This is a genomic window from Acidocella sp. KAb 2-4 (assembly GCF_020567705.1).
GTDB lineage: Bacteria > Pseudomonadota > Alphaproteobacteria > Acetobacterales > Acetobacteraceae > Acidocella.
Genome location: NZ_JAJDJU010000029.1, coordinates 1 through 19,346, shown reverse-complemented (window position 1 = coordinate 19,346; position 19,346 = coordinate 1). Strand labels below are relative to the sequence as shown.

General features: G+C 61.9%; 24 protein-coding genes. 4 read left to right on the top strand and 20 right to left on the bottom strand.

Going from position 1 to position 19,346, the window contains the following annotated elements; genetic code table 11:
* Positions 1-150: 150 nt before the first annotated feature.
* The 3 genes from LI953_RS13775 to LI953_RS13765 are packed head-to-tail and all read right to left on the bottom strand — an operon-like array spanning position 151 to position 2,698.
* On the bottom strand, positions 151-1,323 hold the full coding sequence (locus tag LI953_RS13775; protein WP_227076672.1) for an acetyl-CoA C-acetyltransferase: 1,173 nt from the start codon (positions 1,321-1,323) through the stop codon (positions 151-153).
* Positions 1,324-1,365: 42 nt separating this feature from the next.
* Positions 1,366-2,373, bottom strand: a complete 1,008-nt coding sequence (locus tag LI953_RS13770) for an alpha/beta fold hydrolase (protein ID WP_227076671.1) — start codon at positions 2,371-2,373, stop codon at positions 1,366-1,368.
* On the bottom strand, positions 2,363-2,698 hold the full coding sequence (locus LI953_RS13765; protein WP_227076670.1) for a hypothetical protein: 336 nt from the start codon (positions 2,696-2,698) through the stop codon (positions 2,363-2,365). The genes LI953_RS13770 and LI953_RS13765 overlap by 11 nt, the downstream gene beginning before the upstream one ends.
* A 161-nt stretch (positions 2,699-2,859) precedes the next feature.
* Here LI953_RS13765 and phaR point away from each other — a divergent pair, with 161 nt between their 5' ends.
* Together phaR and LI953_RS13755 are read left to right on the top strand one after the other, a co-directional pair.
* Positions 2,860-3,450: a polyhydroxyalkanoate synthesis repressor PhaR gene (gene phaR, locus LI953_RS13760; RefSeq protein ID WP_227076669.1), complete on the top strand. Its 591-nt coding sequence runs from the start codon at positions 2,860-2,862 to the stop codon at positions 3,448-3,450.
* A 60-nt stretch (positions 3,451-3,510) separates the two neighbouring features.
* The gene (locus tag LI953_RS13755) at positions 3,511-4,098 is read left to right on the top strand and encodes an ankyrin repeat domain-containing protein (RefSeq protein WP_227076668.1); all 588 of its coding nucleotides are present in this window, start codon (positions 3,511-3,513) and stop codon (positions 4,096-4,098) included.
* A 25-nt stretch (positions 4,099-4,123) separates the two neighbouring features.
* Here LI953_RS13755 and LI953_RS13750 read toward each other — a convergent pair whose 3' ends face one another.
* The 17 genes from LI953_RS13750 to LI953_RS13670 all read right to left on the bottom strand — a co-directional run bounded on the left by LI953_RS13750 (position 4,124) and on the right by LI953_RS13670 (position 17,416).
* A complete protein-coding gene (locus tag LI953_RS13750; protein ID WP_227076667.1) occupies positions 4,124-5,245 on the bottom strand; it encodes a flagellar biosynthesis protein FlhB in 1,122 nt (373 codons plus the stop codon).
* A complete protein-coding gene (locus tag LI953_RS13745; protein ID WP_227076666.1) occupies positions 5,238-6,005 on the bottom strand; it encodes a flagellar biosynthetic protein FliR in 768 nt (255 codons plus the stop codon). The genes LI953_RS13750 and LI953_RS13745 overlap by 8 nt, the downstream gene beginning before the upstream one ends.
* Positions 5,996-6,271, bottom strand: coding sequence for a flagellar biosynthetic protein FliQ (locus tag LI953_RS13740; protein WP_227076665.1), 276 nt, complete (start codon positions 6,269-6,271; stop codon positions 5,996-5,998). Before LI953_RS13740 ends, LI953_RS13745 begins: the two co-directional genes overlap by 10 nt.
* Positions 6,272-6,273: 2 nt before the next feature.
* Positions 6,274-6,963 (bottom strand): flagellar type III secretion system pore protein FliP, encoded by a 690-nt coding sequence (fliP, locus tag LI953_RS13735; RefSeq protein ID WP_227076664.1) that lies wholly within the window; start codon positions 6,961-6,963, stop codon positions 6,274-6,276.
* Positions 6,956-7,222 (bottom strand): flagellar biosynthetic protein FliO, encoded by a 267-nt coding sequence (locus tag LI953_RS13730; RefSeq protein ID WP_227076663.1) that lies wholly within the window; start codon positions 7,220-7,222, stop codon positions 6,956-6,958. The genes fliP and LI953_RS13730 overlap by 8 nt, the downstream gene beginning before the upstream one ends.
* Before the next feature lie 4 nt (positions 7,223-7,226).
* Positions 7,227-7,694 carry a flagellar basal body-associated protein FliL gene (gene fliL / locus LI953_RS13725; RefSeq protein ID WP_227076662.1) on the bottom strand — a complete coding sequence of 156 codons (468 nt, stop codon included), beginning with the start codon at positions 7,692-7,694 and terminating at the stop codon, positions 7,227-7,229.
* Between the two features lie 9 nt (positions 7,695-7,703).
* Entirely contained in the window at positions 7,704-9,641 is a 1,938-nt protein-coding gene (locus LI953_RS13720; protein WP_227076661.1) for a FlgK family flagellar hook-associated protein, read from the bottom strand.
* Positions 9,638-10,519 carry a glycoside hydrolase family 73 protein gene (locus LI953_RS13715; protein ID WP_227076660.1) on the bottom strand — a complete coding sequence of 294 codons (882 nt, stop codon included), beginning with the start codon at positions 10,517-10,519 and terminating at the stop codon, positions 9,638-9,640. Before LI953_RS13715 ends, LI953_RS13720 begins: the two co-directional genes overlap by 4 nt.
* A gap of 1 nt (position 10,520) precedes the next feature.
* Positions 10,521-11,636, bottom strand: coding sequence for a flagellar basal body P-ring protein FlgI (locus tag LI953_RS13710; RefSeq protein ID WP_227076659.1), 1,116 nt, complete (start codon positions 11,634-11,636; stop codon positions 10,521-10,523).
* Complete coding sequence (locus LI953_RS13705) at positions 11,633-12,286, bottom strand: flagellar basal body L-ring protein FlgH (RefSeq protein ID WP_227076658.1); 654 nt, start codon at positions 12,284-12,286, stop codon at positions 11,633-11,635. Before LI953_RS13705 ends, LI953_RS13710 begins: the two co-directional genes overlap by 4 nt.
* 26 nt (positions 12,287-12,312) lie before the next feature.
* Positions 12,313-13,107, bottom strand: coding sequence for a flagellar basal-body rod protein FlgG (flgG, locus tag LI953_RS13700; RefSeq protein WP_227076657.1), 795 nt, complete (start codon positions 13,105-13,107; stop codon positions 12,313-12,315).
* A 39-nt stretch (positions 13,108-13,146) separates the two neighbouring features.
* Positions 13,147-13,890, bottom strand: a complete 744-nt coding sequence (locus tag LI953_RS13695; RefSeq protein WP_227076656.1) for a flagellar hook-basal body complex protein — start codon at positions 13,888-13,890, stop codon at positions 13,147-13,149.
* Between the two features lie 3 nt (positions 13,891-13,893).
* Positions 13,894-15,114 carry a flagellar hook protein FlgE gene (locus LI953_RS13690; protein WP_227076655.1) on the bottom strand — a complete coding sequence of 407 codons (1,221 nt, stop codon included), beginning with the start codon at positions 15,112-15,114 and terminating at the stop codon, positions 13,894-13,896.
* Positions 15,111-15,797, bottom strand: a complete 687-nt coding sequence (locus LI953_RS13685; protein ID WP_227076654.1) for a flagellar hook assembly protein FlgD — start codon at positions 15,795-15,797, stop codon at positions 15,111-15,113. Before LI953_RS13685 ends, LI953_RS13690 begins: the two co-directional genes overlap by 4 nt.
* Before the next feature lies 1 nt (position 15,798).
* Positions 15,799-16,251: a flagellar basal body rod protein FlgC gene (gene flgC, locus LI953_RS13680; protein WP_227076653.1), complete on the bottom strand. Its 453-nt coding sequence runs from the start codon at positions 16,249-16,251 to the stop codon at positions 15,799-15,801.
* Positions 16,252-16,270: 19 nt separating this feature from the next.
* Positions 16,271-16,618: a flagellar basal body protein gene (locus tag LI953_RS13675; protein ID WP_227076652.1), complete on the bottom strand. Its 348-nt coding sequence runs from the start codon at positions 16,616-16,618 to the stop codon at positions 16,271-16,273.
* A gap of 429 nt (positions 16,619-17,047) precedes the next feature.
* Positions 17,048-17,416 (bottom strand): response regulator, encoded by a 369-nt coding sequence (locus LI953_RS13670; protein ID WP_227076651.1) that lies wholly within the window; start codon positions 17,414-17,416, stop codon positions 17,048-17,050.
* Between the two features lie 481 nt (positions 17,417-17,897).
* On the opposite strand from LI953_RS13670, the gene LI953_RS13665 reads away from it, so the two are divergent.
* Both LI953_RS13665 and fliF read left to right on the top strand, forming a co-directional pair.
* Positions 17,898-18,209, top strand: coding sequence for a flagellar hook-basal body complex protein FliE (locus LI953_RS13665; RefSeq protein ID WP_227076650.1), 312 nt, complete (start codon positions 17,898-17,900; stop codon positions 18,207-18,209).
* An 82-nt stretch (positions 18,210-18,291) separates the two neighbouring features.
* A partial coding sequence (gene fliF, locus LI953_RS13660) for a flagellar basal-body MS-ring/collar protein FliF (protein ID WP_370635808.1) occupies positions 18,292-19,346 on the top strand: 1,055 nt, incomplete at its 3' end.

Genomic DNA, 19,346 nt, shown 5'->3' with positions numbered 1-19,346 from the left:
TTTCCCTCGCTTACGGCGTGGTTTATCCCACAGATGTCAGAAGCCTTGTCCCTCGTGAAGGCGTTCGGCGTCAAGCCGCAGGGGGCGCGGTGTGGGCGCAAAAAACCCGGAACCGTCGCCGGTTCCGGGCTGATGTTGGTCAAGGCCTGATTAGCGCTCTAGGCACATGGCGACGCCCATGCCGCCGCCGATGCAGAGCGTGGCGAGGCCCTTCTTGGCGTCGCGGCGCTTCATCTCGTGCAGCAGGGTGGTGAGGATGCGCGCGCCCGAGGCGCCGATCGGGTGGCCGATGGCGATGGCGCCGCCGTTCACGTTCACCTTCGCCGGGTCGAGGCCGAGATCCTTGTTCACGGCGCAGGCCTGGGCGGCGAAGGCCTCGTTGGCTTCGATCAGGTCGAGATCGGCGACCGCCCAGCCGGCGCGGGCCAGGGCCTTGCGCGAGGCCGGGATCGGGCCGGAGCCCATCAACGCCGGGTCGACGCCCGCGGTGGCGAAGCTGGCGATGCGGGCGAGCGGGGTGAGGCCGCGGTGCCCGGCCTCCTTGGCGCTCATCACCAGCAGCACGGCGGCGCCGTCATTGATGCCGGAGGCGTTGCCGGCGGTGACCGTGCCGTCCTTGCTGAAGGCGGGCTTCAGCTTGGCCATGCTCTCGGGCGACGCATCGTGGCGGATGTACTCGTCCTGGTCCACGACGACCTCGCCCTTGCGGGTGGTCAGCACCACCGGGGCGATCTCGTCGCGGAATTTCCCGGCCTTCTGCGCGGCCGAGGCCTTCTGCTGCGAGGCCAGAGCCAAAGCATCCTGCTCGTCGCGGCTGATCTGCCAGTTGCGGGCCACGTTTTCGGCGGTGGTGCCCATGTGGTAACCGTGGAAGGCGTCCCACAGGCCGTCCTTGATCATGGTGTCGATCAGGCCGGTGTCGCCCATCTTGGTGCCGGCGCGCAGATGCGCGGCGTGCGGGGCGAGGCTCATGCTCTCCTGCCCGCCGGCGGCGACGATCTTGGATTCGCCAGACATCACCTGCTGCGCCGCGAGGGCGACCGCGCGCAGGCCCGAGCCGCAAACCTGGTTGATGACAAAGGCGGTCTTGTCATCCGGGATGCCGGCGGCGCGGGCGGTCTGGCGGGCGGGGTTCTGCCCCTGGCCGGCGGTCAGTACTTGGCCGAGGATGACTTCATCGATTTCAGCGGGGGAGAGCCCGGTGCGCGCGATCGCCGCCTTCAGCGCGACGGTGCCGAGGACATGGGCTGGCGTGGAGGCGAAAGCCCCGTTGAAGCTGCCGACGGGGGTGCGGGCGGCCGAGACGATGACGATGTCTTCCATGGCGTGTTCCTTTACGTTGGGACTCTGAACGGCTCGTGGCCATCATAGGCCGCGAACCCATTCCGCGAAAGGCCGCCAGAGCGCGGCTTCGGCATTGGTGCCCGCGACCATGCCGATATGGCCGGCCTTGGGCTGAATCACCGTCGCCCGGGGGAGCCGGGCGGCCAGGGCTTGCGCGGAGATGGCGGGCACCAGCCGGTCTCGCGCCGGAATGGCGCAGAAGGCCGGGAGGGTGAGTTCACCCGGATCAACCGCCTGGCCGGCGACGCGCCATTGGGTGCGCGCCGGGGTGTTGGCGACATACCAGCCGCCCAGCGTCTCGCGCGCCACCGGGGCGGCCAGGGGCACGCCGTCGGCCAGCCAGTCCTCCATCGCCACGAAGCGCCGCGCGCGCGGCTGGGTTTTGTCCTGCGCCGCGAAGTCGCGGTATTTGTCGCCCACGCCATAGGGGTCGACCATTGTGAATAATGTATTAAGTGCGTCGATTGGCAGCGTGCCGGAGAATTGCAGCATCATCTCCACCGCCGGCATCACCTCGCCGATGCGCTGGCCGAGCGAGGGGTCGGCGGCGTGGAAATCCCACGGTGTGGCGAACATCGCCAGGGCCGAGACCTTGCCGCCCGCCTGCTGCGCGCGCAGGGCGGCGGCCAGGGCGAGCAGCCCGCCCATGCAATACCCCGCCAGGATGACCGGGCCGGAGATGGCGGCCAGCGCCCGCTCCAGCCGCCCGGCGATGTAGTCGGTGAGTGAAAATTGCCGCTCGACCTGGCCGGGCCAGCCCCAGTCCAGCAGATAAGGGCGCAGGTTCTGCGTGGCGAGGAAGCGCAGCATCGAGCCGTCTTCCATCAGGTCGAGGATATAGGCCCGGTTGATCAGGCTGGGTACGAACAGCACCGCCGGGCCATTGCCGCCATAGTCCAGCAGCTGGGTCTCCTCCTCCGTCCACATCGCGGGCGGGGCTGGGAGCTGGCGGACATAAGCGGCGCTGCGATAGGCGGCGATCCCGGCGATCAGCGCGCGGTCGGCGCGCAGGATTTCCTCAAGCGTCATCCCCGGCGCCGCCGGAGCGGGGGCCTCTTGCGGCAAGGAGTTCGCCCAGATGCTGTTCCAGTTCAGCGACCCGGCGCTTAAGCTGCTCGACTTCATCCACGCCAGGCCCAGATGCAGCATCAGCGGCCGCGGGCCGCGCCGGCTGAGCGGCGCCGGGGCTTCGGGGCGCGGGGTCATGCGGCAGATACGCCGCGGCCGCATTGGCCGCCTGCGCCCACAGCGCCAATGTGGCGGCCCAGGTTTCGCGCAACTCCCGGTCCGCCGCCATCGCGGTTAGTTCGCTCTGCCACAGGACCACGAAATCCTTGGCCAGATTGTCGTCCATAACGCATTCGGTCCCTGCTTGCCCGCCGGGCGACTCCTAGCGCGGATGGGAAAAATCCGCCATAACTGACATGCGCCGGAACGCTGTGCAACGCACAAAATTCGTGGTTGAATGAACTTGCCTCGCCGCGTGACGGCGAAACTGGGATGGAAGAAATTTTAATGAACGAAAGCGCGGCTTCCAAGCCACAGCCCGTGGTTGTAAAGAAATACGCCAATCGCCGTCTCTATAATACGGAAAGCTCGACCTACATCACCCTCGACAATCTCGCGGAAATGGTCCGCAAGGACCGCGATTTTGTCGTGTATGACGCCAAATCCGGCGAGGATATCACCCGCGGCGTGCTGACCCAGATCATCGTGGAGGAAGAGGGCAAGGGCAACGCCCTGCTGCCCACCAATTTCCTTCGCCAGCTGATTGGGGTTTACGGCAGCAACGTGCCGAACATGCTGCCGCGCTACTTCGAGCAGGCGATGGAGAATTTCGCCCGTCAGCAGGAAACCGTGCGCGAGACCATGAGCAAGACGCTGGGGCCGTTCATGCCCCCGGGCATGGAGGAAGTCGGCCGCAAGAACATGGAGATGATGGAGCGCGCGATGGCGCTGTTCTCCCCCTTCTACCGCGAGGGCGAGGAGAAGCAGGAAGCCGCCGCCGCGCCTGCGCCGGAGGCGCATGAGGAGATCGCCGGCCTGCGCGCCGAGGTGGAGCGCCTGCAGAAGGAACTGGCGGCCCTGCGCGGCAAGACCAAATAAGCCGCGCCAGCCCCGGGGCCGCATGGACGGCCCTGGGCGCATCAGCTAGAGAACCGCAGCATGAAACATCTTCGTCTTCCCGTTCTGGGTCTGGTTTTGGCTGTCGGCGCCGCGCCGGCTCTGGCGCAGATGTCGCCAAACCCCGGGCTGACGGGCGGCAACGCGCCGCAGCCGCAGGCCCGGACCCCGGATATCGCGCCGCCAGCGCTGCCGGGCGCGGGCTCCCCCGCGCCGCTGGCGACGGGGCCGAAGCTGCAGCAGCCCGCCTCGGGCGACCCGACCACGGCGCTGTTCGCGGCGATCAACAAGGGTGACTACAATGCGGCGCAGGACGCGCTGAGCCGCGGCGCCGATTTGAACGCGCATGACCAGTTCGGTGAAACGCCGCTGGATCTCTCGATCGCGCTCAACCGGAATACGATCACCTTCCTGCTGCTGCAGACCCGTAACGAGCTGGGGGCGCAATCGGGGCCGGTGGGGCAGCCCTGGACGCTGGATGCGCCGGTTCCCGCGCCCAAGCCTAAGCCGCACCACATGGCGGCCCCGGCCGTTGAGGCCGGGCCGCGCGCAGCCACGCCGATGGGGGGGGCCAACCCCGGCACCCCGAACCCGCAAGCAGGCTTCCTGGGTTTCGGCGCCAAGAACTAAGGCTTTGCCGCGACATGGCGCCGGATCAGGAATCCAGCGCCCAGCGTGAGACCTCGATCTCGCCCTCGCGCACGGGGGGTGGAGTAGGCCGTGCCCCGCCTTGCGCCCGCCAGCGCTGCATCCGCCAGACATAGGCCAAAACCTCGGCGCAGGCGCGGTAGAGTGCGATGGGGATATGCTCGCCTGGTTCCACATGGCGATACATGGCCCGCGCCAGTGGCGGCGACTCGACCACCGGGATGCCCAGCCCTCGGCCGCGCGCCATGATCTCCTGAGCCTGTAGCCCTACGCCTTTGGCGAGCAGCATTGGGGCGCGATCTGCGCCGCGGCGGTAGCGAATGGCGCAGGCGTAATGCGTGGGGTTGGTGATGATGACCGAGGCCTCGGGGATTTTGCTCATTTGCCGCGCGCGGGCCATCTTGCGGGCCAGCATGCGCTGGCGCGACTTCACATGCGGGTTGCCGGCGGCTTCCTTCATTTCCTCGCGGATTTCAGTGTCCGACATGCGCAGCTTCTGCCTGTGCAGCCAATATTGCACGCCCATATCGGCGGCGGCGAACAGGGCCAGCACGACGCAAATGGCGGTGATGACTTGCAGCGTGATGCCGATGAGTGGCCCGGCGCCGGGGGCGGGTAGCCAGCCGAGCGCGGCGTAGTCATCCTCGCGCAGCCAGATCGAGAACGCGCCCACACCGCCGATGACCACGAATTTGATGATGGATTTGCCGGTTTCGATGAGGCTGGATTTCGAGATGATCTGGCTCAATCCGGTTTGCGGCATGAGCTTGGAAGCGTCGAACTTGAGCAATTGCAGCGCGAACACCCAGCCGCCGGAGAACAGGCTGGCGGCGAGCGCGACAGCGGCGAGGAGGGAGAGCAGCGGGAAGATGGCGGCGAACATCTCGCCGCTCCAACCGGCGGCGGCTTCGGGTCTGGCGGTGCCGGCATCGGCCAGCCAGGCGGCGGCGTCGGCCTGCAGATGCGCGCCGATGCCAGCGGCGGCGCCGAGCGTGAGCAGGGTGATGACGACGATCCCCGCCGCCTTTGGCAGATCAGCCGAGCGGCGGACATCGCCGCGCTCGGCCGCTTTGGCGAGGCGGCGCTCGGTTGGCGCGTGGCGTTTGTCCTCGCCGCTATCCTCAGCCATGCGGTAGCAGCGCGGCGACCGCGTCCATGCAGGTGAGGGTGAGGTGTTGGGCCGTGGGGTCGATCGTGGGTAGGCTGGCGGTGACCATCCAGAGCCCGGCCAGGATGAGCAGCGGAAAGCCGATGGAGAGCAGGTTCATGCTCGGGGCGAAGATGGTGGTCAGCCCGACGGTGAGGTTGACGCAGAGCCCGACCGCCATCACCGGCAGGGCCAGCCCCACTGCGGCGCTGAACAGCGCGCCGCCCAGCCCGGCGAGATTGGCCCAGGATGACAGCGGCGCCACGCCGATGCCATGCGCGAAGGAATGCGCCAAGGCGGCGAACAGCCAGATCGGCCCGCCAGCGGCCATGTAGCCGAGCAGCCCGGCCCAGAGCATAACATCGTACAGCACCGGAGTGTTGCCGTGGGATTCGCGGAATTGCAGCTCGGCGAAGGAGAGGCCCATGGACAGCCCGGCGATTTCACCCGCGCTGGCGATCGCGGCGGTGACGATCTGCATCGCCATGCCGAGCAAAGCGCCATAAGCGATTTGCACCACGCCCGCGTAAATGGCGCTGAACGGATCACCCGGGAAGGGCGGCAGATTGGGAAGCCATAGGGCCAGCGCCGCGGCGAAGGTGGCGGCGATGACGGATTTGACCATCGCCGGGATCAGGTTGGAGCCATAGAGTGGCGCGGTGAGGAACAGGCCGGTGATGCGCAGGAACGGCCATAAAAAATGGCCGAGCCAGGACAGGATCTGCGCCTGGTCTAATACCATGCTTGGCGCACCAGCTCAGGGGCGTGCGTGATGAACAGCGCCGCTAATGTCTCAAACATGTTGAGCGCGCCGAAGCCGCCGGTGAGCGTCAGCAAGATCAGGGCCAGCGTTTTTGGCAGCAGGGCGAAGGTGGCGTCCTCGATCTGCAAAGCGCCTTGCACGACCGAGGTGATGAGGCCAACGAGCACGAGCGCGAGGATGAGGGGCGCGGTGGCGCTGAAGGCGGTGCCCAACGCTTCATGCAGCAATGTGAGATAGAGGGGCATGCTCAGTGCCCGCTGGCAAAGCTGTTGGCCAGCGTGCCAAGTACCAGCACCCAGCCGTGGATGGAGACGAACATCAGCAGCTTCAATGGCAGCGAGATGAGCGTGGGCGAAACCATGATCATGCCGAGCGACATCAGGATCGAGGCCACCGCCAGATCGATGAGCACGAAGGGGATGTAGATGAGGAAGGAGATTTGAAATGCGGTCTCCAGCTCTGATGTGGCGAAAGCCGGAACCAGCACGGTGAAGGGCACGGATTGCGGGTTTGCATAGTGCCCGCCGGAGAGATCGACGAACAGATGCAGCGGCGCCTTGCGGGTTTGCGCCAGCATGAAATCCTGGATCGGCGGTTCGGCCGCCTGGATGGCCTGGGAGAAGCTGATCTGCCCGGAGAGGTAGGGATTCAGCGCTTGATCCTGCTCCCGCTGGATGACGCCGCGCATGACGAACACGGTCATCGCCAGCGCCAGCGCGGCTAACACCATGTTTGGCGGGGTGGTTTGCAGGCCCAATGCCTGCCGGAGCACCGAGAGCACGATGATGATGCGGGTGAACGAGGTCATCAACAGGATCAGCCCGGGCAGAAACGCCAGCGTGGTGATGACCAGAAGACTCTGCACATTGAGCGAGTAGGATTCGCCGCCGTTGCCGGCCAGCGCGTTGACGATGGTGATGGCGGCCGGGCTAGTCATGGCTGCTGAGCCTGCCGATGGCGGTGATGCCGCCGCGGCTGACGCCGAGCAGGAAGCGTTGGCCTTCGGCTTCGGCGATGACCAGGCTGTGCTGCCCGCCGAGCGGGCGTGTCGCGAGAATGCTGATTGGCTGCGCCGCCGCATTCAGCTTTTGCCCCCAGGCCGAGCCGCGCAACCGCCGCGCCAAAAAGGCGGCGCCCGCCAGCACGAACAGGATGACGAGCAGGGCGGCGGCGCTGCTTAGGCTTGCCGTATCCATCGGCTTAGTTCTGCTCGACGAGGTTGGTGATATAGGCGGCGGTGAACGGGTTGGGTGGCGTGTAATTGGCGCTGGTGTTCAGCACCTGGTTGGCGATATCCAGGCAATGCTTGCTCAGCGCGTCATGCGTGCTCGGATCGGTGAGTGATTTCGCCGTCTGCGCCATGAGCAGGTTGATAATTTGCGCCTTGATGATCGGTTGCAGATTGGTGAAGGTGGTCACCGCATTCTGGTCGAATGTGGAGAATTGCAAGGTAATCTGGATGTAGGCGCTGGTCGGATCGTTGCTGTCGGCGGGCACGCTCACGACGAGATCGTTGAGCGCGGCGAAATAGATGGGTTTTGGCGGCGGTGGCGCGGGGTGCGCGGCGGTCTCCTTGTGCTGGCCCAGCGTAAAATATGCCACTGTGCCGCCAATGGCGGCGCCGAGCAGAACCACGGTGCCCGCCGCAATGATGATGATTTTCTTCATGGTCATTCCTCAGACGGATTGCAGCAGGGAGGTGAACATCGTGCGCGCGGCGTTGATGACCTGGGCGGCGGCCTGATAGGCTTGCTGATAATTCGTCAGCAGCACGGCCTGCTGGTCGGTGTTGACGCCGGACACGGTCTGCAGATTTTTGGTGGCGGTGGAGACCTGCGTGGAGGTCGCGCTGGCGAGAGTCTGCGCGGCGGCGGCATTGGCCCCCAGCCCGGTGGCCAAGCCGACGAAAGCCTGCTCCAACGCACCGGAACTGGTGGTGGAAGGTGTCGTCCAGAGCGTGGCCATGCGCTGGGCGTTGCTGCCGCTGGAGCTGCCGCCAGGGGTGAGGGTGAGCGTATCGCCGCTGGCTGGGGTGCCGGTGATCGGCAATTGCCAATATTGCCCGGCGGCCGCGCCCGAGGCGGGGTAGGCGACGGCAATATTGCCGCCATTGTTGCCCAGCGTGCCGCTGGCGATGACCGAACCCGTGCCGCCCGCGACGCTCACGGTGTAGGCGCTCGGCGAGGTGAAGATGATCTGCAGAGGCTGGCCGTAATAACCGGCGGGAACAACGGCTGCGTTGCTCGCCGGGGTGGCGGTGGTGATGTCGCTGCCCGTGGTGACTGTGCCGGCATTGGTGTTGGCGATGGAGCCGTCACTCTGCAACGTGCCAGTATTTGGCACGTAAGGATCGGCGGCGGCGATGTCGCCGGTTTGAATGGCGGCAACACCGATACCTGTTGCCGCGTTTGGCGCCGGGTTGAGCGTAAACTGATCGCCATTCGCCGGCGTGCCGGAAATCGCGAGGGTCATGCCGGCAATCACCGGCGGTGTGCCGCTGGCGCTGTAGCTTTGGCCGCTTGCCTGATCGGTGACGCTCCAGCCATTGGTCGCGTTGTAGGTGAGCCGAAACGGCCCGCCATCCGCGGGCAGGGCGCCGCTATTGGTGATGGACGCGGCGATCGAGGCGCTGCCTGCATTGTTGCTGCCAGGTGTCACGCTCGGCGCCGGTACCGAGAAGAGCGGCTGCCCCTGCGCGCCGGCCGGCGTGAGGCCTTCGGCCTGTGCGGTATTCACCTTGCCGGCAAACACCGCCGCCAACGTGTTTAACGCTTGCAGCGCGGCGTTGCCCGATTGAATGTTGCCGATCGCCGCGCCAAGGCTGCCGTCACCTTCGGCGAGTGTCACCGGCACCGCGTTGGTGCCGGCGGTGATGGCGGGTGTGCCAGCGCTGGTGGTGGTTTGCGCCAGAGCCTTGGGGCCACTCTGATCGACCAGAATTGTGCCGCCCGTGGTGATGATGACGGAGCCGTTGCTCTGCGGCAGCGTGCTTATGGGCATGAACTCCGAGAGAGAATTCAATGCCGCCTGCTGTTGGTCGAGCAATGACGGGTCGTTGGGCGCCTGCCCCAAGCTCTTATTGATGGTGGCGAGTTGGCTGAGCAGCCCATTGGCAGAGGTAACGCCGGTGGCGAGGGATTCGCTTGCCGTGGCGGTGGTCGTGTTCATGTTCTGCGCGGCGCTCTGGAAGGTGCCGGTTACGATCTGTGCGTCGGAAAGAACGGTCTGGCGCTGCGCGTTGCTCGTGGGGTTGGCGGCAAGTGTACTGATGTCACCGAAGAATTGATTGATCGCGCTCTGCACGTCACCATTATTGGTGAGCGCGTTGGAGAGGTTGGTGAGCGCGGTGGATTGTGCCGTCGCAGCGGCGCTGGCACTATTGGCGTTGCGCAGCTGTGCCGCGGCCAGGCCGCTGGCGGCGCGGATGATCTGCGCCGGTTGCACACCGCTGCCGGGCTGGTTCGCGACGCCAACCGCTGTGGCCGCGTTCGCGGTTTCGGCGGAATAGCCGGGTGTGTTCGCGTTGGAGATATTGTTGGCGACCGTGGCAATGCCGGTCTCAAACAGATCGAGCCCCGAGAGGGCGGTGTTAATGGCGCTAGTGATGCCGCTCATGGTGTGCCTGCCGTATTTGCAGATGATGGATTGGCGCCAATAGCGGAGAGAGCCTGCGCCATGAGCGGGGAGTTCGCGATGTTGATGATCTTGCTGGCGTAATTCGTGTCGGTGGCGTAGCCGCCCGCTTGTAGGGCCTGAGCAAAGCCGGACACAGTGCTTTGTCCAAGGGCGGATGAGAAGCCGGACTGGATCAGGCCAACATAATCCGAAATGCTATCGTTGAGACTTTGATAATTCCGGAAGCTTGCAGATTTTGGCGTCAGAACGCCGTCGATCACCTCGTGCGTGGCACGCACAGTGCCCGCCTCACCGCCGCTGGCTTTCATGCCAAAGATGTTGTTGCCGGGCGCGGCGGCACCCCAGCAGGTTTCCAGTGCGGTTTGCGCGAGGAGCGCCACGGGCGGAACGCCCAGATTCTGCGCCGCCTGGGTGATTTGTGGCCAGACGGATTTCACAAAATTTTTCGCTTGTGTGAGCATATCAGCCGGCGGCTGCGACGCTGATGTCTGGGCGGTTGCCGTGGCGGCGTCGGCCGCGCTCCCGGTCGTGGAGGGTTCTGGGGGGGCGGCGATGGGCGAAGGTACGGCGGATGCGGTAGCGGCGGGGGCCTCACTCGCATTGCCGCCAATTTGCCGTGTCACCGCCGCCAGCAACGCGGAGTCGTATTTGTCGAAATGATTCTCCGCGAGATTCCACAGAAACATGCTTTGAAACTCGCCGCCGCCCGCGCCCAGAGAGTCGGGTGACATGCCGTTTTCGTTCATCGAGTAGAGCATCTCGTACCATAACATGCCGGCAACCCGCTCCACGGTTGAAGAGAAGCTCGGCTTTTGCGGCGTGGCATTTGCCAAGTTATGGATTGTCGTGACCAGCATCTTAGATCACCTTGATGTTGCCATTGATCGCGCCAGCTTGTTTCAGCGCCTCGATGATGGCGATGAGGTCGGATGGCGTGGCGCCCACCGCGTTTAATGCCGCCGCCACATCCTGCAGTGTTGCCGCGCGGGGCAGGTTGATGACCTGCGCCTTGCCCTGCTTGGCGCTGACCACCGAGTTTTGCACGCCCACAGTGGTTCCGTTGCTGAACGGCCCCGGCTGGCTGACGGCGTTTTGCGTCTGGATATTCACGGTGAGATCGCCATGGCTGACCACGGCGGGGCCGAGTGTGACACCGGCATTCATCACGATTGTACCGCTTTGCGCGTCAACGATGATGGTGGGCGGCTGCTGCGGTGTGGTGATCGGAAGTGATAGGATGTTGGACATGAATCGCATCGGGTCTTGCCCGTTAGCGCTGAGATCGACCTCGCCTGGTGAAGCCGCGGAAGCCGTGCTGCCGCCATAGGCAGCGTTGATGACGTCGCTGATACGCTGGGCGGTTTCAAAACTCGGCGTGTTGAGCAGCAGCGCGGAATTGCCGTTGACGTCGTAGCTGGCGGGAATCGTCGCGGAGAGAATGGCGCCGCCGGGCAGGTTGCCGACGGTCGGCACATTCACGCTCGTGGTGTTGCCGCCAGCCGAGCTGGCAAAACCGCTAACCAGCAAAGGCCCCTGGGCCTGCGCGTAAACTTGACCATTACCGCCACGCAACGGGGTCGGCAGCAACACGCCGCCCGCGAGTGACGAAGCATTGCCGATGGCAGAGATCGTTACGTCCACCCGTTGCCCGGCATGGGCGAAGGCGGGCACCTCAGCCGTAACCATGACGGAGGCGACATCGTTCGGCTGCATGCTGGTCACATTCGTCAGCGAAATACCCATGTTGCGCAGCATGTTGAGGATCGTCTGCTGCGTGTAAGGGACCTGCGTCGTCTGATCGCCCGTGCCAGCCAGGCCAACCACGAGGCCATAACCGTAAAGCTGGTTGGTTGGCGCGCCGGCGACAGTCACGAGCTGGCCGATGGTGGTGCTGTCAGCCGATGCCGTTGGCGCCACCAGGATCAACCCGCCAATTGCCAGCAATCTGGCGATCAGGAGAATGTGAGGTTTCAAAATGGCGAGACCTTATTGAGGATCTGTTGAAGCCAAGGCACGTCATGCGCGCCATTGATCGGGCCGTTGCCGACATATTGCACATTCATGTCGGCAACCTGATTGGAACTGATCGTGGCGTTGGCGGTGATATCTTCCGGGCTGGCATAGCCGGTGACGACGATGCTGATCACGTTGCCGTTAATGTTCACGTTGGTACGGCCCGCGATTGCCAGCGTGCCATTGGCGTCGACATTAGTGATGACGGCTTCCACCTGGCCGTTAATGTTGTTGGCGGCCGTGCTGGCGCCGGCGCCGTTATATTCCTGATCCGAATTAGCGCTGATTTCGGGTTGCAGGCTGCCGCCATTGATGCTGCCGAAACTCATCGGCACGCCCATGAAGCTGGTCATGGCGTCGGATAATTTTCCGGTCCGTTTCAGTGAGGCGTCATCGATGTTGTTCGCGGTGCTGCTGGTGACGATGTTGATGGTTACAAGGTTACCGACCCGCCAGTCGCGTCGCGGCTCATAGAGCGAACCGGAAGCGCCGACCGGAAACACCGAGCCGTCGGTCACTTGCTGCTGCGGCTGCACCTCCACCGGAAACGAGGCTGGAGCGACCAAGGCGGGCGGTCCCGGTGGTTTGGTGACGCAGGCGGCAAGCGCCAACGGTGCGATGAGGGCGGTTAGCCTTTTCATGCGCCAGCCGCGGCCTGGGCCAGATAGTTGAGCTGGTTATCAATGGCGCTGGCGGCCTGCGTGCCGAGTTGATAGGCGCGCTCGGCCGAGATCATATTAACCATGCTCTGCACGACATCAACATTCGATGATTCGAGGTAGCTCTGATTGACCGAGCCCAGCCCATTGCTCTGCGGCGCGCCGGTGGTGGCGGTGCCGGACGACGTGGTGCTTGCGAACAGGTTGCCGCCGAGCGGCTGCAAACCTTGCGGATTTACGAAGTTGGCAAGTTGAATCTGGCCGATCTGTGTGGCTGAGGATGAGCCGGGGGATGTGACCGACACGGTGCCGTCCGTGCCGATGGTCACGGAGGTGGCGTTAGACGGGATGGTGACGCCCGGCAACACCTGATAGCCCGATGAGGTGACGAGTTGCCCTGCCTGGTTGAGCTGAAAGGAGCCATCCCGCGTATAGGCGGTCTGGCCGCTGGGCAGCATCACCTGGAAATAGCCCGCGCCGTTGATGGCGAGATCAAGCGGGTTGCCGGTGCTGGTGAGCGTGCCTTGGGTCAATGTGTCCTTGATGGAAGCAACACGCACGCCTGTGCCGAGTTCCAGCCCCGAAGGGTAGACGGTTTGGCTCGTTGAGTTGGCGCCCGGCTGGATGCCGTCTTGGTATAGCAGAGTTTGAAACTCCGGCGTCTCCGCCTTGAAGCCCGTCGTGTTAACGTTCGAGAGATTGTCGGCGATTGTGTCCATCATCGTCTGGCTCGCGTTCAGGCCCGTGGCGATCGTATCCAGCGCGTGGTTCATGCGGTTGCTCCGTTGGCGAAGATGGTCGGCATATCGGCGTTATCCCTGCGCCAGCAAGGTGTTCAGCCCTTGTGAAGCGGTGGACTGGGTTTTCATCAAGTCCGTTTGCAGCTGATAGGAGCGGCTGCTGTCGATCATCTCGATCATGCTTTGCGTGGGATCGGCATTGCTGTCATTCAGATACCCCTGATGTAGCGCGCCATCAGCCGAAGGCGTGAGCGCAATGCCCGCGGGCGGGCTGTAAAGCGAGCCAGAAAGCGGTGTTAGCGTGCCGGTGGGAGTGGAAACCAGCCCGATCTGCCCATAACTCTGCGCCGGGCCCGAGGGGTTGGAGAGTGGCACGCCAGACACGGTGCCATCGGTGCTGATTTCCAGCTTGGTGAGCGGCGGTAAGCTGATCGGTTGCCCGCCGGCGCTGAGGATCGGGTTGCCGGCGGAATCGGTCAGGATTCCGTCCACCGAGATCTGTAACGTGCCGTTGCGCGTCAGCGCAGTGCCGTTACTGGTTTGCGCTTGCAGCCAGGAATCCCCACTGAGCGCGACGTTCATGGGATCGCCGGTATGGTTCAGCGGGCCCTGTGTCAGATCCGGCCCGGGGGTGAGTGCGGTGGCATCGCCCCCGGCCGGGGCGTTTGTGCCCTGGTAAAGTGATGCCTCGGTCATCGTCTGTACCGCGGCGTAGCCAGGCGTTTGCAGGTTTGCCAAGTTGCTGGCCATCGCCTGCATACGCGTAGTGATGGCTTGCAGCCCGGCCATGCCGGTATAAAGGGAATCCGTCTGCATGGATTAAATTTGTACGAGGCGCTGGCTATCTTGCTGCTCGGTTTGGATGACCGAGGTGTTCGCCTGATAAGCCTGTTGATATTGTATGAGCGAAACGAGCAAAGACGAGGTGGAGGCGTTTGAGGACTCCAACTCTCCACCCGCCAGTGTGCCGGCCAAGCCAGTGCCGGGCGTGTTTATGACGGGCTGCCCCGAAGAGGAGGAGGCCGTGTATAGATTGCCCGTTGCCGGTGTGAGCCCTTCGGTATTGATGAAGTTGGCAAGTGCCAAATTACCAGCACTGACCGTCTTTCCATTCGAGTAGGTGGATATAACGGACCCGTCTTTGGATATCGTTGTCCCGCTATAACTGCCGGCGCTGTAGCCGTTATTCGTTAGTCCCGCTACGGCGAAATTCTGCGCCGCCAGCGTGGTACCGCCAAAACTGACATTGATGTTGGACGTTGCGGAGCCGTTACCCCAGTTCACGCCCAGCGTGGCCGGACTACCCGAGGTTAAAGCGCCGGACGAGGTGAAGCCGAGCGTCGTTAGTAATTGCGGCGAGCCGACGGCGGTGCCGCTTGCGAGTTGCGGTTGTGCGTAGACTTCCCATGATGGCGTAGACCCGCCTGTGGTCGGCTGTTTTACCAGATAAAGCTGAACTTGGTTCGCGTTGCCGAGTGAATCATAGGTCACGACTGAGGTCGTGTCATTGTAGCTTGTCGGGTCGGCGGGGTTGAATGTGGTGGTTGCCGGTATGGTATCGCTCGAGTTCAAGCTGAGGGTGACGCCCAGATTGCTAGTGGAATTAGCGCCCATCGAGCCGGTATTGATGGTGATCGGCCCAAGCGTGCCAGAAAGTCCGCCCCCGGCTGTGCCAGCGTAGCCTTGTACGGCGGCTCCGTTCAGCGTTTCGAGCATGCCGTTGGAGCTCAACTGAAAAGCGCCGTCCCGTGTGTATTGCTGAGTGCCGCTATTGCTGACGATAAAATAGCCGTTACCCTGGATCGCGGCGTCCAGCGAATTGCCGGTGGCGATGAGATTGCCCTGTGTCAGATCCGAGGAAATACCTTCCGTGGCCGTTCCAATGCCAGGTGTATTGATGGCATTGGCCGGGTAGACGTCTTCAAATAACGCCGTCTGGCTCTTGAAGGCCGTGGTATTCGCATTCGCCAAATCATTAGAGACGGTGTTAAGGCCGGTTTGCGCACCGAGTAGACCAGATAGGGCCGTTTGCAGAGTCATGAGGAAGATCCGAGAACAGTTTGAATAGATGACACGGGGATGGTATTCGCCGAACCGGCCACATTGAGTGTGGGTGACGTGCTGGAGAGATTGACTCCCTGCACCGTATAAACGGTGTATGGCGCGACGCTGACGGCAGCGCCGGCGGTATCTACCGCCGAAACGTTATAAGTGTAGTTTGTGCCCGGTGCCCCGCCGGTCCAGGAGAAGCTTTGTTGCCCAGCCGGCAGGGCGCCGAGATTGAGTGTCGACGCGATGCTGCCGTCGGGGTTGATAATTGTGATCATGGTATTCTTGGTCCCACCCGACAGGCTGAAGGCGCCATCTGCTGTGCCGTTGCTGCCTGCGATGAGTGTATTGCCCGTGACCGCAACCTGCTTGCCGACCAGGGAGGAGGCTTGGGCAATTTGCGCGGCACCGGTGCTCGTGGACAGAGTGGACAATTTGCTGTTAAGCGCGTTGATCCCATTAACGGTGGAGATTGCGGCAAATTCCGAAGCCATCTGCGTTGGATCGGCGGGGGACGTCGGAGATTGATATTTGAGTTGAGCGGTTAGAAGCTGAAGAAAATTTGATTGTGTCAGGCTGGCCGCGGAACCAGAGCTCGATGTTGGACTCGCCGCTGTTGTCGAGGCCGCGACGGAAGTGCTGGTTGAAGAGTTTGAAACGGCGAGATTGGTCATCTTATGCTACCTGGAAGCTGGAGATAATCTGCTGATCGATGCGGCTGTTTTGCTCCAGCAGCGCGACAGAGGCGGAATAGGAATTTGTGCTATCGATCAGATTTACCATCTCATCGACCTGGGAAACGTTTGAGCCGGTTACGTAGCCTTGCGCGTTGGCGTAGGGATTGCCGGGTTCATATTTCTGGACCGGATCGGCGTTGCTCTGCACAGTGTCTACGACCTGAACGCCCAAATCAGCGCTACCAGTTCCGTCAGCGAGATCTGTTCCCGTTCCATTATATGCACTCCCTGTTACAGGTGAGGCCGAAAAGACCAACTCATGTGCGCGATAAGGCTGCTGTCCTGGCGGGGTAATCGAATCAACATTTGCCAAATTTGACGCGATCGCACCCATCCGCATGTTTTGTGCGTCGAGCGCGCTGCCAATAATACTGAAAATATCGGAGCTCATCTTCCAGCCTTTGCTATCTTCAGATCCCGGATGGATTGGGCCGCAATGCCGTCACCAGATCCGCCGTTGATTGATGAAGGAAAGTTGCCGAGGCCTGTATGGCCTCACCATTCGCCGCAGCCTCAACGCGTTCCGTGTCCAGTGAAACATCGTTGCCATTTAGTCCAACTATGCCATCATCTCGGTATTGGGGGGTGGTGCTTGCTTGCGTACTGCCAAGCTGGGCGCTCAGCGCAGCGTCGAACGGGACGTCAACGGCAAGATAGCTGGGCGTATCTGCATTGGCGATGTTATTGGCGATCAGTTCTGAGCGTTCCTGCCGGACATTAAGCACGCCGCCATAGAAATCTAGAAATCCGATCTGCATAACCGCCCTGCGCCTCTCGCTACGGCCTTGGCCGCGTGGTTTACATAGACTAGTTTTACGAAGCCGTTGTTAAAAATTCGTAAATGAAAGGATAAATAAAGTCATTTGCGAGCTTTGGATAAACAATTGATTATATTCATTTTGGCTGGCTATCTGCAGTGCGATGCCAAATAATCACCATTTTAAAAATGGCGTGAGCTAAGGCGGAATTTAATGAATTTAGTCCTTTGTTTGCGCCTCGCGTTGGAGCCAACGGAATGGCTCATCAGTCGGTTTGACAAACAGAAAGCGCCGCCCGGTGTGCCGAGCGGCGGAGGTGTGTTCGGGGTTGGCCCTATTCGGCAGCAGAGAATGATGTGTAAGCCTTGGTATTTCTCTCTCAGAGCATCGAAACAGGTGCCGCCCAGGAATGGGTGTGTGACAGCAGCGCTACCGAGGGCAAAGCTGTTTGACCACCGAGAGTAGCTGGCTAGGTTCCGCGGGTTTCGTCAACCAACCCGAAGCGCCCGCTGCGCGGGCTTCATCCCGCTTGCGGCCACTGGCCTCAGTCGTAAGAACAATGATCGGCGTGGAACGCATGGTTGGAATTTTCCGTGCCTCCTTAATGAAACCAATGCCGTCAAGATCTGGCATGTTGAGGTCGGTGAGAACCACGGATGGTTTCGTGCCTTCGTTGATTTTCATGATGCCCTCGCGGCCGTTCGCACCTGTCTCGACGTCATATCCCGCGTTCTTGAGAGCGAGCGACAGACTCATGACCATTGTCGGAGAGTCATCGAGGACAAGTATGGTGGTCATTGATGCGTGCTCCATTTGGCTGATTTTACGCGGGCTAACTCCTATCTTGGAGAATAAATATTGAAATCAGGTTAAGATAATAAGCGGATTATAACATCGAAACAAACCGTCGATTGCCATCGCCTCATCGCTAAGCGTGTAAGATTATTAAGGTCTAAGGCTGATTATCTCGCTCATATTGCTAGATAGTGGAGCCCAAAAAGTTTTTCATCATAAAAGCTGGCCGTTCGGCATATTAATATTTTTTGCTTACCGGCGTGTCTTTAAGGACTTATTAGAAAGTTTCGTATTATTCGAATATTGAGCCGAAAGTTTTCCATCTTTGGAAATTGATTTAGCGCTCCCCGGACGCAGTACAGGAGAGATGAAAATACGTAAGAACATCAAATTCCTATTAATTCATGTTCTGTAAATAAACGTAATTTTGAATGTGTGTGGGCGTGTGTAGGCGCGCGTCTGCCGCCATGAAAGAGGTATCATTATGTTAACTAATCTGGCGATACAAGCGGGAGGTGCGGTAACTACTGCGCTGGCTGGCGCTGGCGGCACTACGGGCGTTGGTAATGGGCGCCATAAGTTTTTGGATCTTGTCAACTCGGCGCTTCAGGGGGTGAGTGCCGCGCAGGGCGCTGCGACCTCTGCGGAGGCGATTTATTCTGCCGGCGTGCCGGGCGCGACGCTGGGCAAGGCGCTGGTGGCGAGCGACCGCGCCGAGGTGGCTTGGAATGCAACTGTGGCTGTACGTAACGAGGTCGTCTCTGCATATCAGTCAATCATGAACATGCAGTTCTAACATGCGAGATTGGCGGCGACATCTGACCCGGCTGCGGGACTGGACTGCGAGTCTGCCCAAGATACTCTGGGCAGCATCTGGCGTGATTGCCATTTCGCTCGGCGCGGTGTTGTGGCTTGAAATGTCGGGGCCGCCTTATGCTGTCTTGAGTGAAGGACTATCGCCCGCCGATGGTGGCAAGGTAATCGCCCAACTGCAAAAGTTGGGCATTCCATACGAGCTTCAGGCGGCAGGCAACATCATTTTGGTTCCCGCGCCGCAGCTCGCTCAGGCTAGGCTGCAATTGGGGCAGGCGCGGGTTCCTGGTTCAGATGTGCAGACCGCATGGTTACAGCTCGAGAATGCGCCAATGACAACGTCGGATCTCGCGCAGTCGACAATGGCGACTCAGGCGTTACAGCTCACACTGCAACAGTCCATTCAGAGCATGAACGGCATCCGCAGCGCGCAGGTTTTTCTGGCGACGCCGCCGGATACGCCCTTTCTCGCAGATCAGCCGAAGCCCACGGGTTCGGTCGTGATTGATGCCGACGCCGCGACGGCACAGGCGCAGGGGCAAGCCATCGCAAATCTGGTTGCCGGCGCGGTGCCAGGTTTGGCGGCCAATGATGTTACGGTTGAAACCACGTCTGGCGTCACCGTCTTTCCGCTGAGCGGCGTTATGACGACGGGCGCGCAGTTGGCCATCGAAGCCCAGGTCGAGGCCGAGGCGAACGTGCGGGTGGCGGCATTACTTGCCCCGCTCGTGGGCGCCAATAATTTCCAGGCAAATGTGTCGGCCAATCTTGATTTCACCCAAGAGCATATCCACCAGGTCACGTATGGTCCGGGCCATCTGATCCAGCATCAGACGGATCAGCAATCGACGCAGCTTGGCAGTCGTACGGCTGCGATTGGTATCCCAGGTGCTTTATCAAATGAGCCTCCCTCGCCGACAACCGCTTCCGCGACGGCACCGCCACAGAAGGCCGGCAGGAGCAATGCTAACGCGGCAGCTTCGCAGCAGCCGTCACAGTCCAACTCCGATCTCGATCAAACTTACGTCACGGACCAGACGGAAAGCGACATCACCAATCCGGACTGGTCGGTAAAGTCAATCGCGGTGTCGATTGTTTTGAACAAGGCGGTGCTTGGTAA

Excerpts from the sequence above, each read along its gene's own strand:
- LI953_RS13690 (WP_227076655.1), bottom strand. The coding sequence starts at position 15,114 with ATGACTCTGCAAACGGCCCTATCTGGTCTACTCGGTGCGCAAACCGGC.
- flgG (WP_227076657.1), bottom strand. The coding sequence starts at position 13,107 with ATGAACCACGCGCTGGATACGATCGCCACGGGCCTGAACGCGAGCCAG.
- LI953_RS13720 (WP_227076661.1), bottom strand. The coding sequence starts at position 9,641 with ATGAGCGGCATCACTAGCGCCATTAACACCGCCCTCTCGGGGCTCGAT.
- LI953_RS13675 (WP_227076652.1), bottom strand. The coding sequence starts at position 16,618 with ATGCAGATCGGATTTCTAGATTTCTATGGCGGCGTGCTTAATGTCCGG.
- LI953_RS13775 (WP_227076672.1), bottom strand. The coding sequence starts at position 1,323 with ATGGAAGACATCGTCATCGTCTCGGCCGCCCGCACCCCCGTCGGCAGC.
- LI953_RS13755 (WP_227076668.1), top strand. The coding sequence starts at position 3,511 with ATGAAACATCTTCGTCTTCCCGTTCTGGGTCTGGTTTTGGCTGTCGGC.
- LI953_RS13695 (WP_227076656.1), bottom strand. The coding sequence starts at position 13,890 with ATGCAGACGGATTCCCTTTATACCGGCATGGCCGGGCTGCAAGCCATC.
- LI953_RS13770 (WP_227076671.1), bottom strand. The coding sequence starts at position 2,373 with ATGACGCTTGAGGAAATCCTGCGCGCCGACCGCGCGCTGATCGCCGGG.
- fliL (WP_227076662.1), bottom strand. The coding sequence starts at position 7,694 with ATGAAGAAAATCATCATCATTGCGGCGGGCACCGTGGTTCTGCTCGGC.
- phaR (WP_227076669.1), top strand. The coding sequence starts at position 2,860 with ATGAACGAAAGCGCGGCTTCCAAGCCACAGCCCGTGGTTGTAAAGAAA.
- LI953_RS13750 (WP_227076667.1), bottom strand. The coding sequence starts at position 5,245 with ATGGCTGAGGATAGCGGCGAGGACAAACGCCACGCGCCAACCGAGCGC.
- LI953_RS13670 (WP_227076651.1), bottom strand. The coding sequence starts at position 17,416 with ATGACCACCATACTTGTCCTCGATGACTCTCCGACAATGGTCATGAGT.
- LI953_RS13715 (WP_227076660.1), bottom strand. The coding sequence starts at position 10,519 with ATGCTGGTCACGACAATCCATAACTTGGCAAATGCCACGCCGCAAAAG.
- LI953_RS13685 (WP_227076654.1), bottom strand. The coding sequence starts at position 15,797 with ATGACCAATCTCGCCGTTTCAAACTCTTCAACCAGCACTTCCGTCGCG.
- LI953_RS13745 (WP_227076666.1), bottom strand. The coding sequence starts at position 6,005 with ATGGTATTAGACCAGGCGCAGATCCTGTCCTGGCTCGGCCATTTTTTA.
- LI953_RS13665 (WP_227076650.1), top strand. The coding sequence starts at position 17,898 with ATGTTAACTAATCTGGCGATACAAGCGGGAGGTGCGGTAACTACTGCG.
- LI953_RS13730 (WP_227076663.1), bottom strand. The coding sequence starts at position 7,222 with ATGGATACGGCAAGCCTAAGCAGCGCCGCCGCCCTGCTCGTCATCCTG.
- flgC (WP_227076653.1), bottom strand. The coding sequence starts at position 16,251 with ATGAGCTCCGATATTTTCAGTATTATTGGCAGCGCGCTCGACGCACAA.
- fliP (WP_227076664.1), bottom strand. The coding sequence starts at position 6,963 with ATGACTAGCCCGGCCGCCATCACCATCGTCAACGCGCTGGCCGGCAAC.
- LI953_RS13740 (WP_227076665.1), bottom strand. The coding sequence starts at position 6,271 with ATGCCCCTCTATCTCACATTGCTGCATGAAGCGTTGGGCACCGCCTTC.
- LI953_RS13765 (WP_227076670.1), bottom strand. The coding sequence starts at position 2,698 with ATGGACGACAATCTGGCCAAGGATTTCGTGGTCCTGTGGCAGAGCGAA.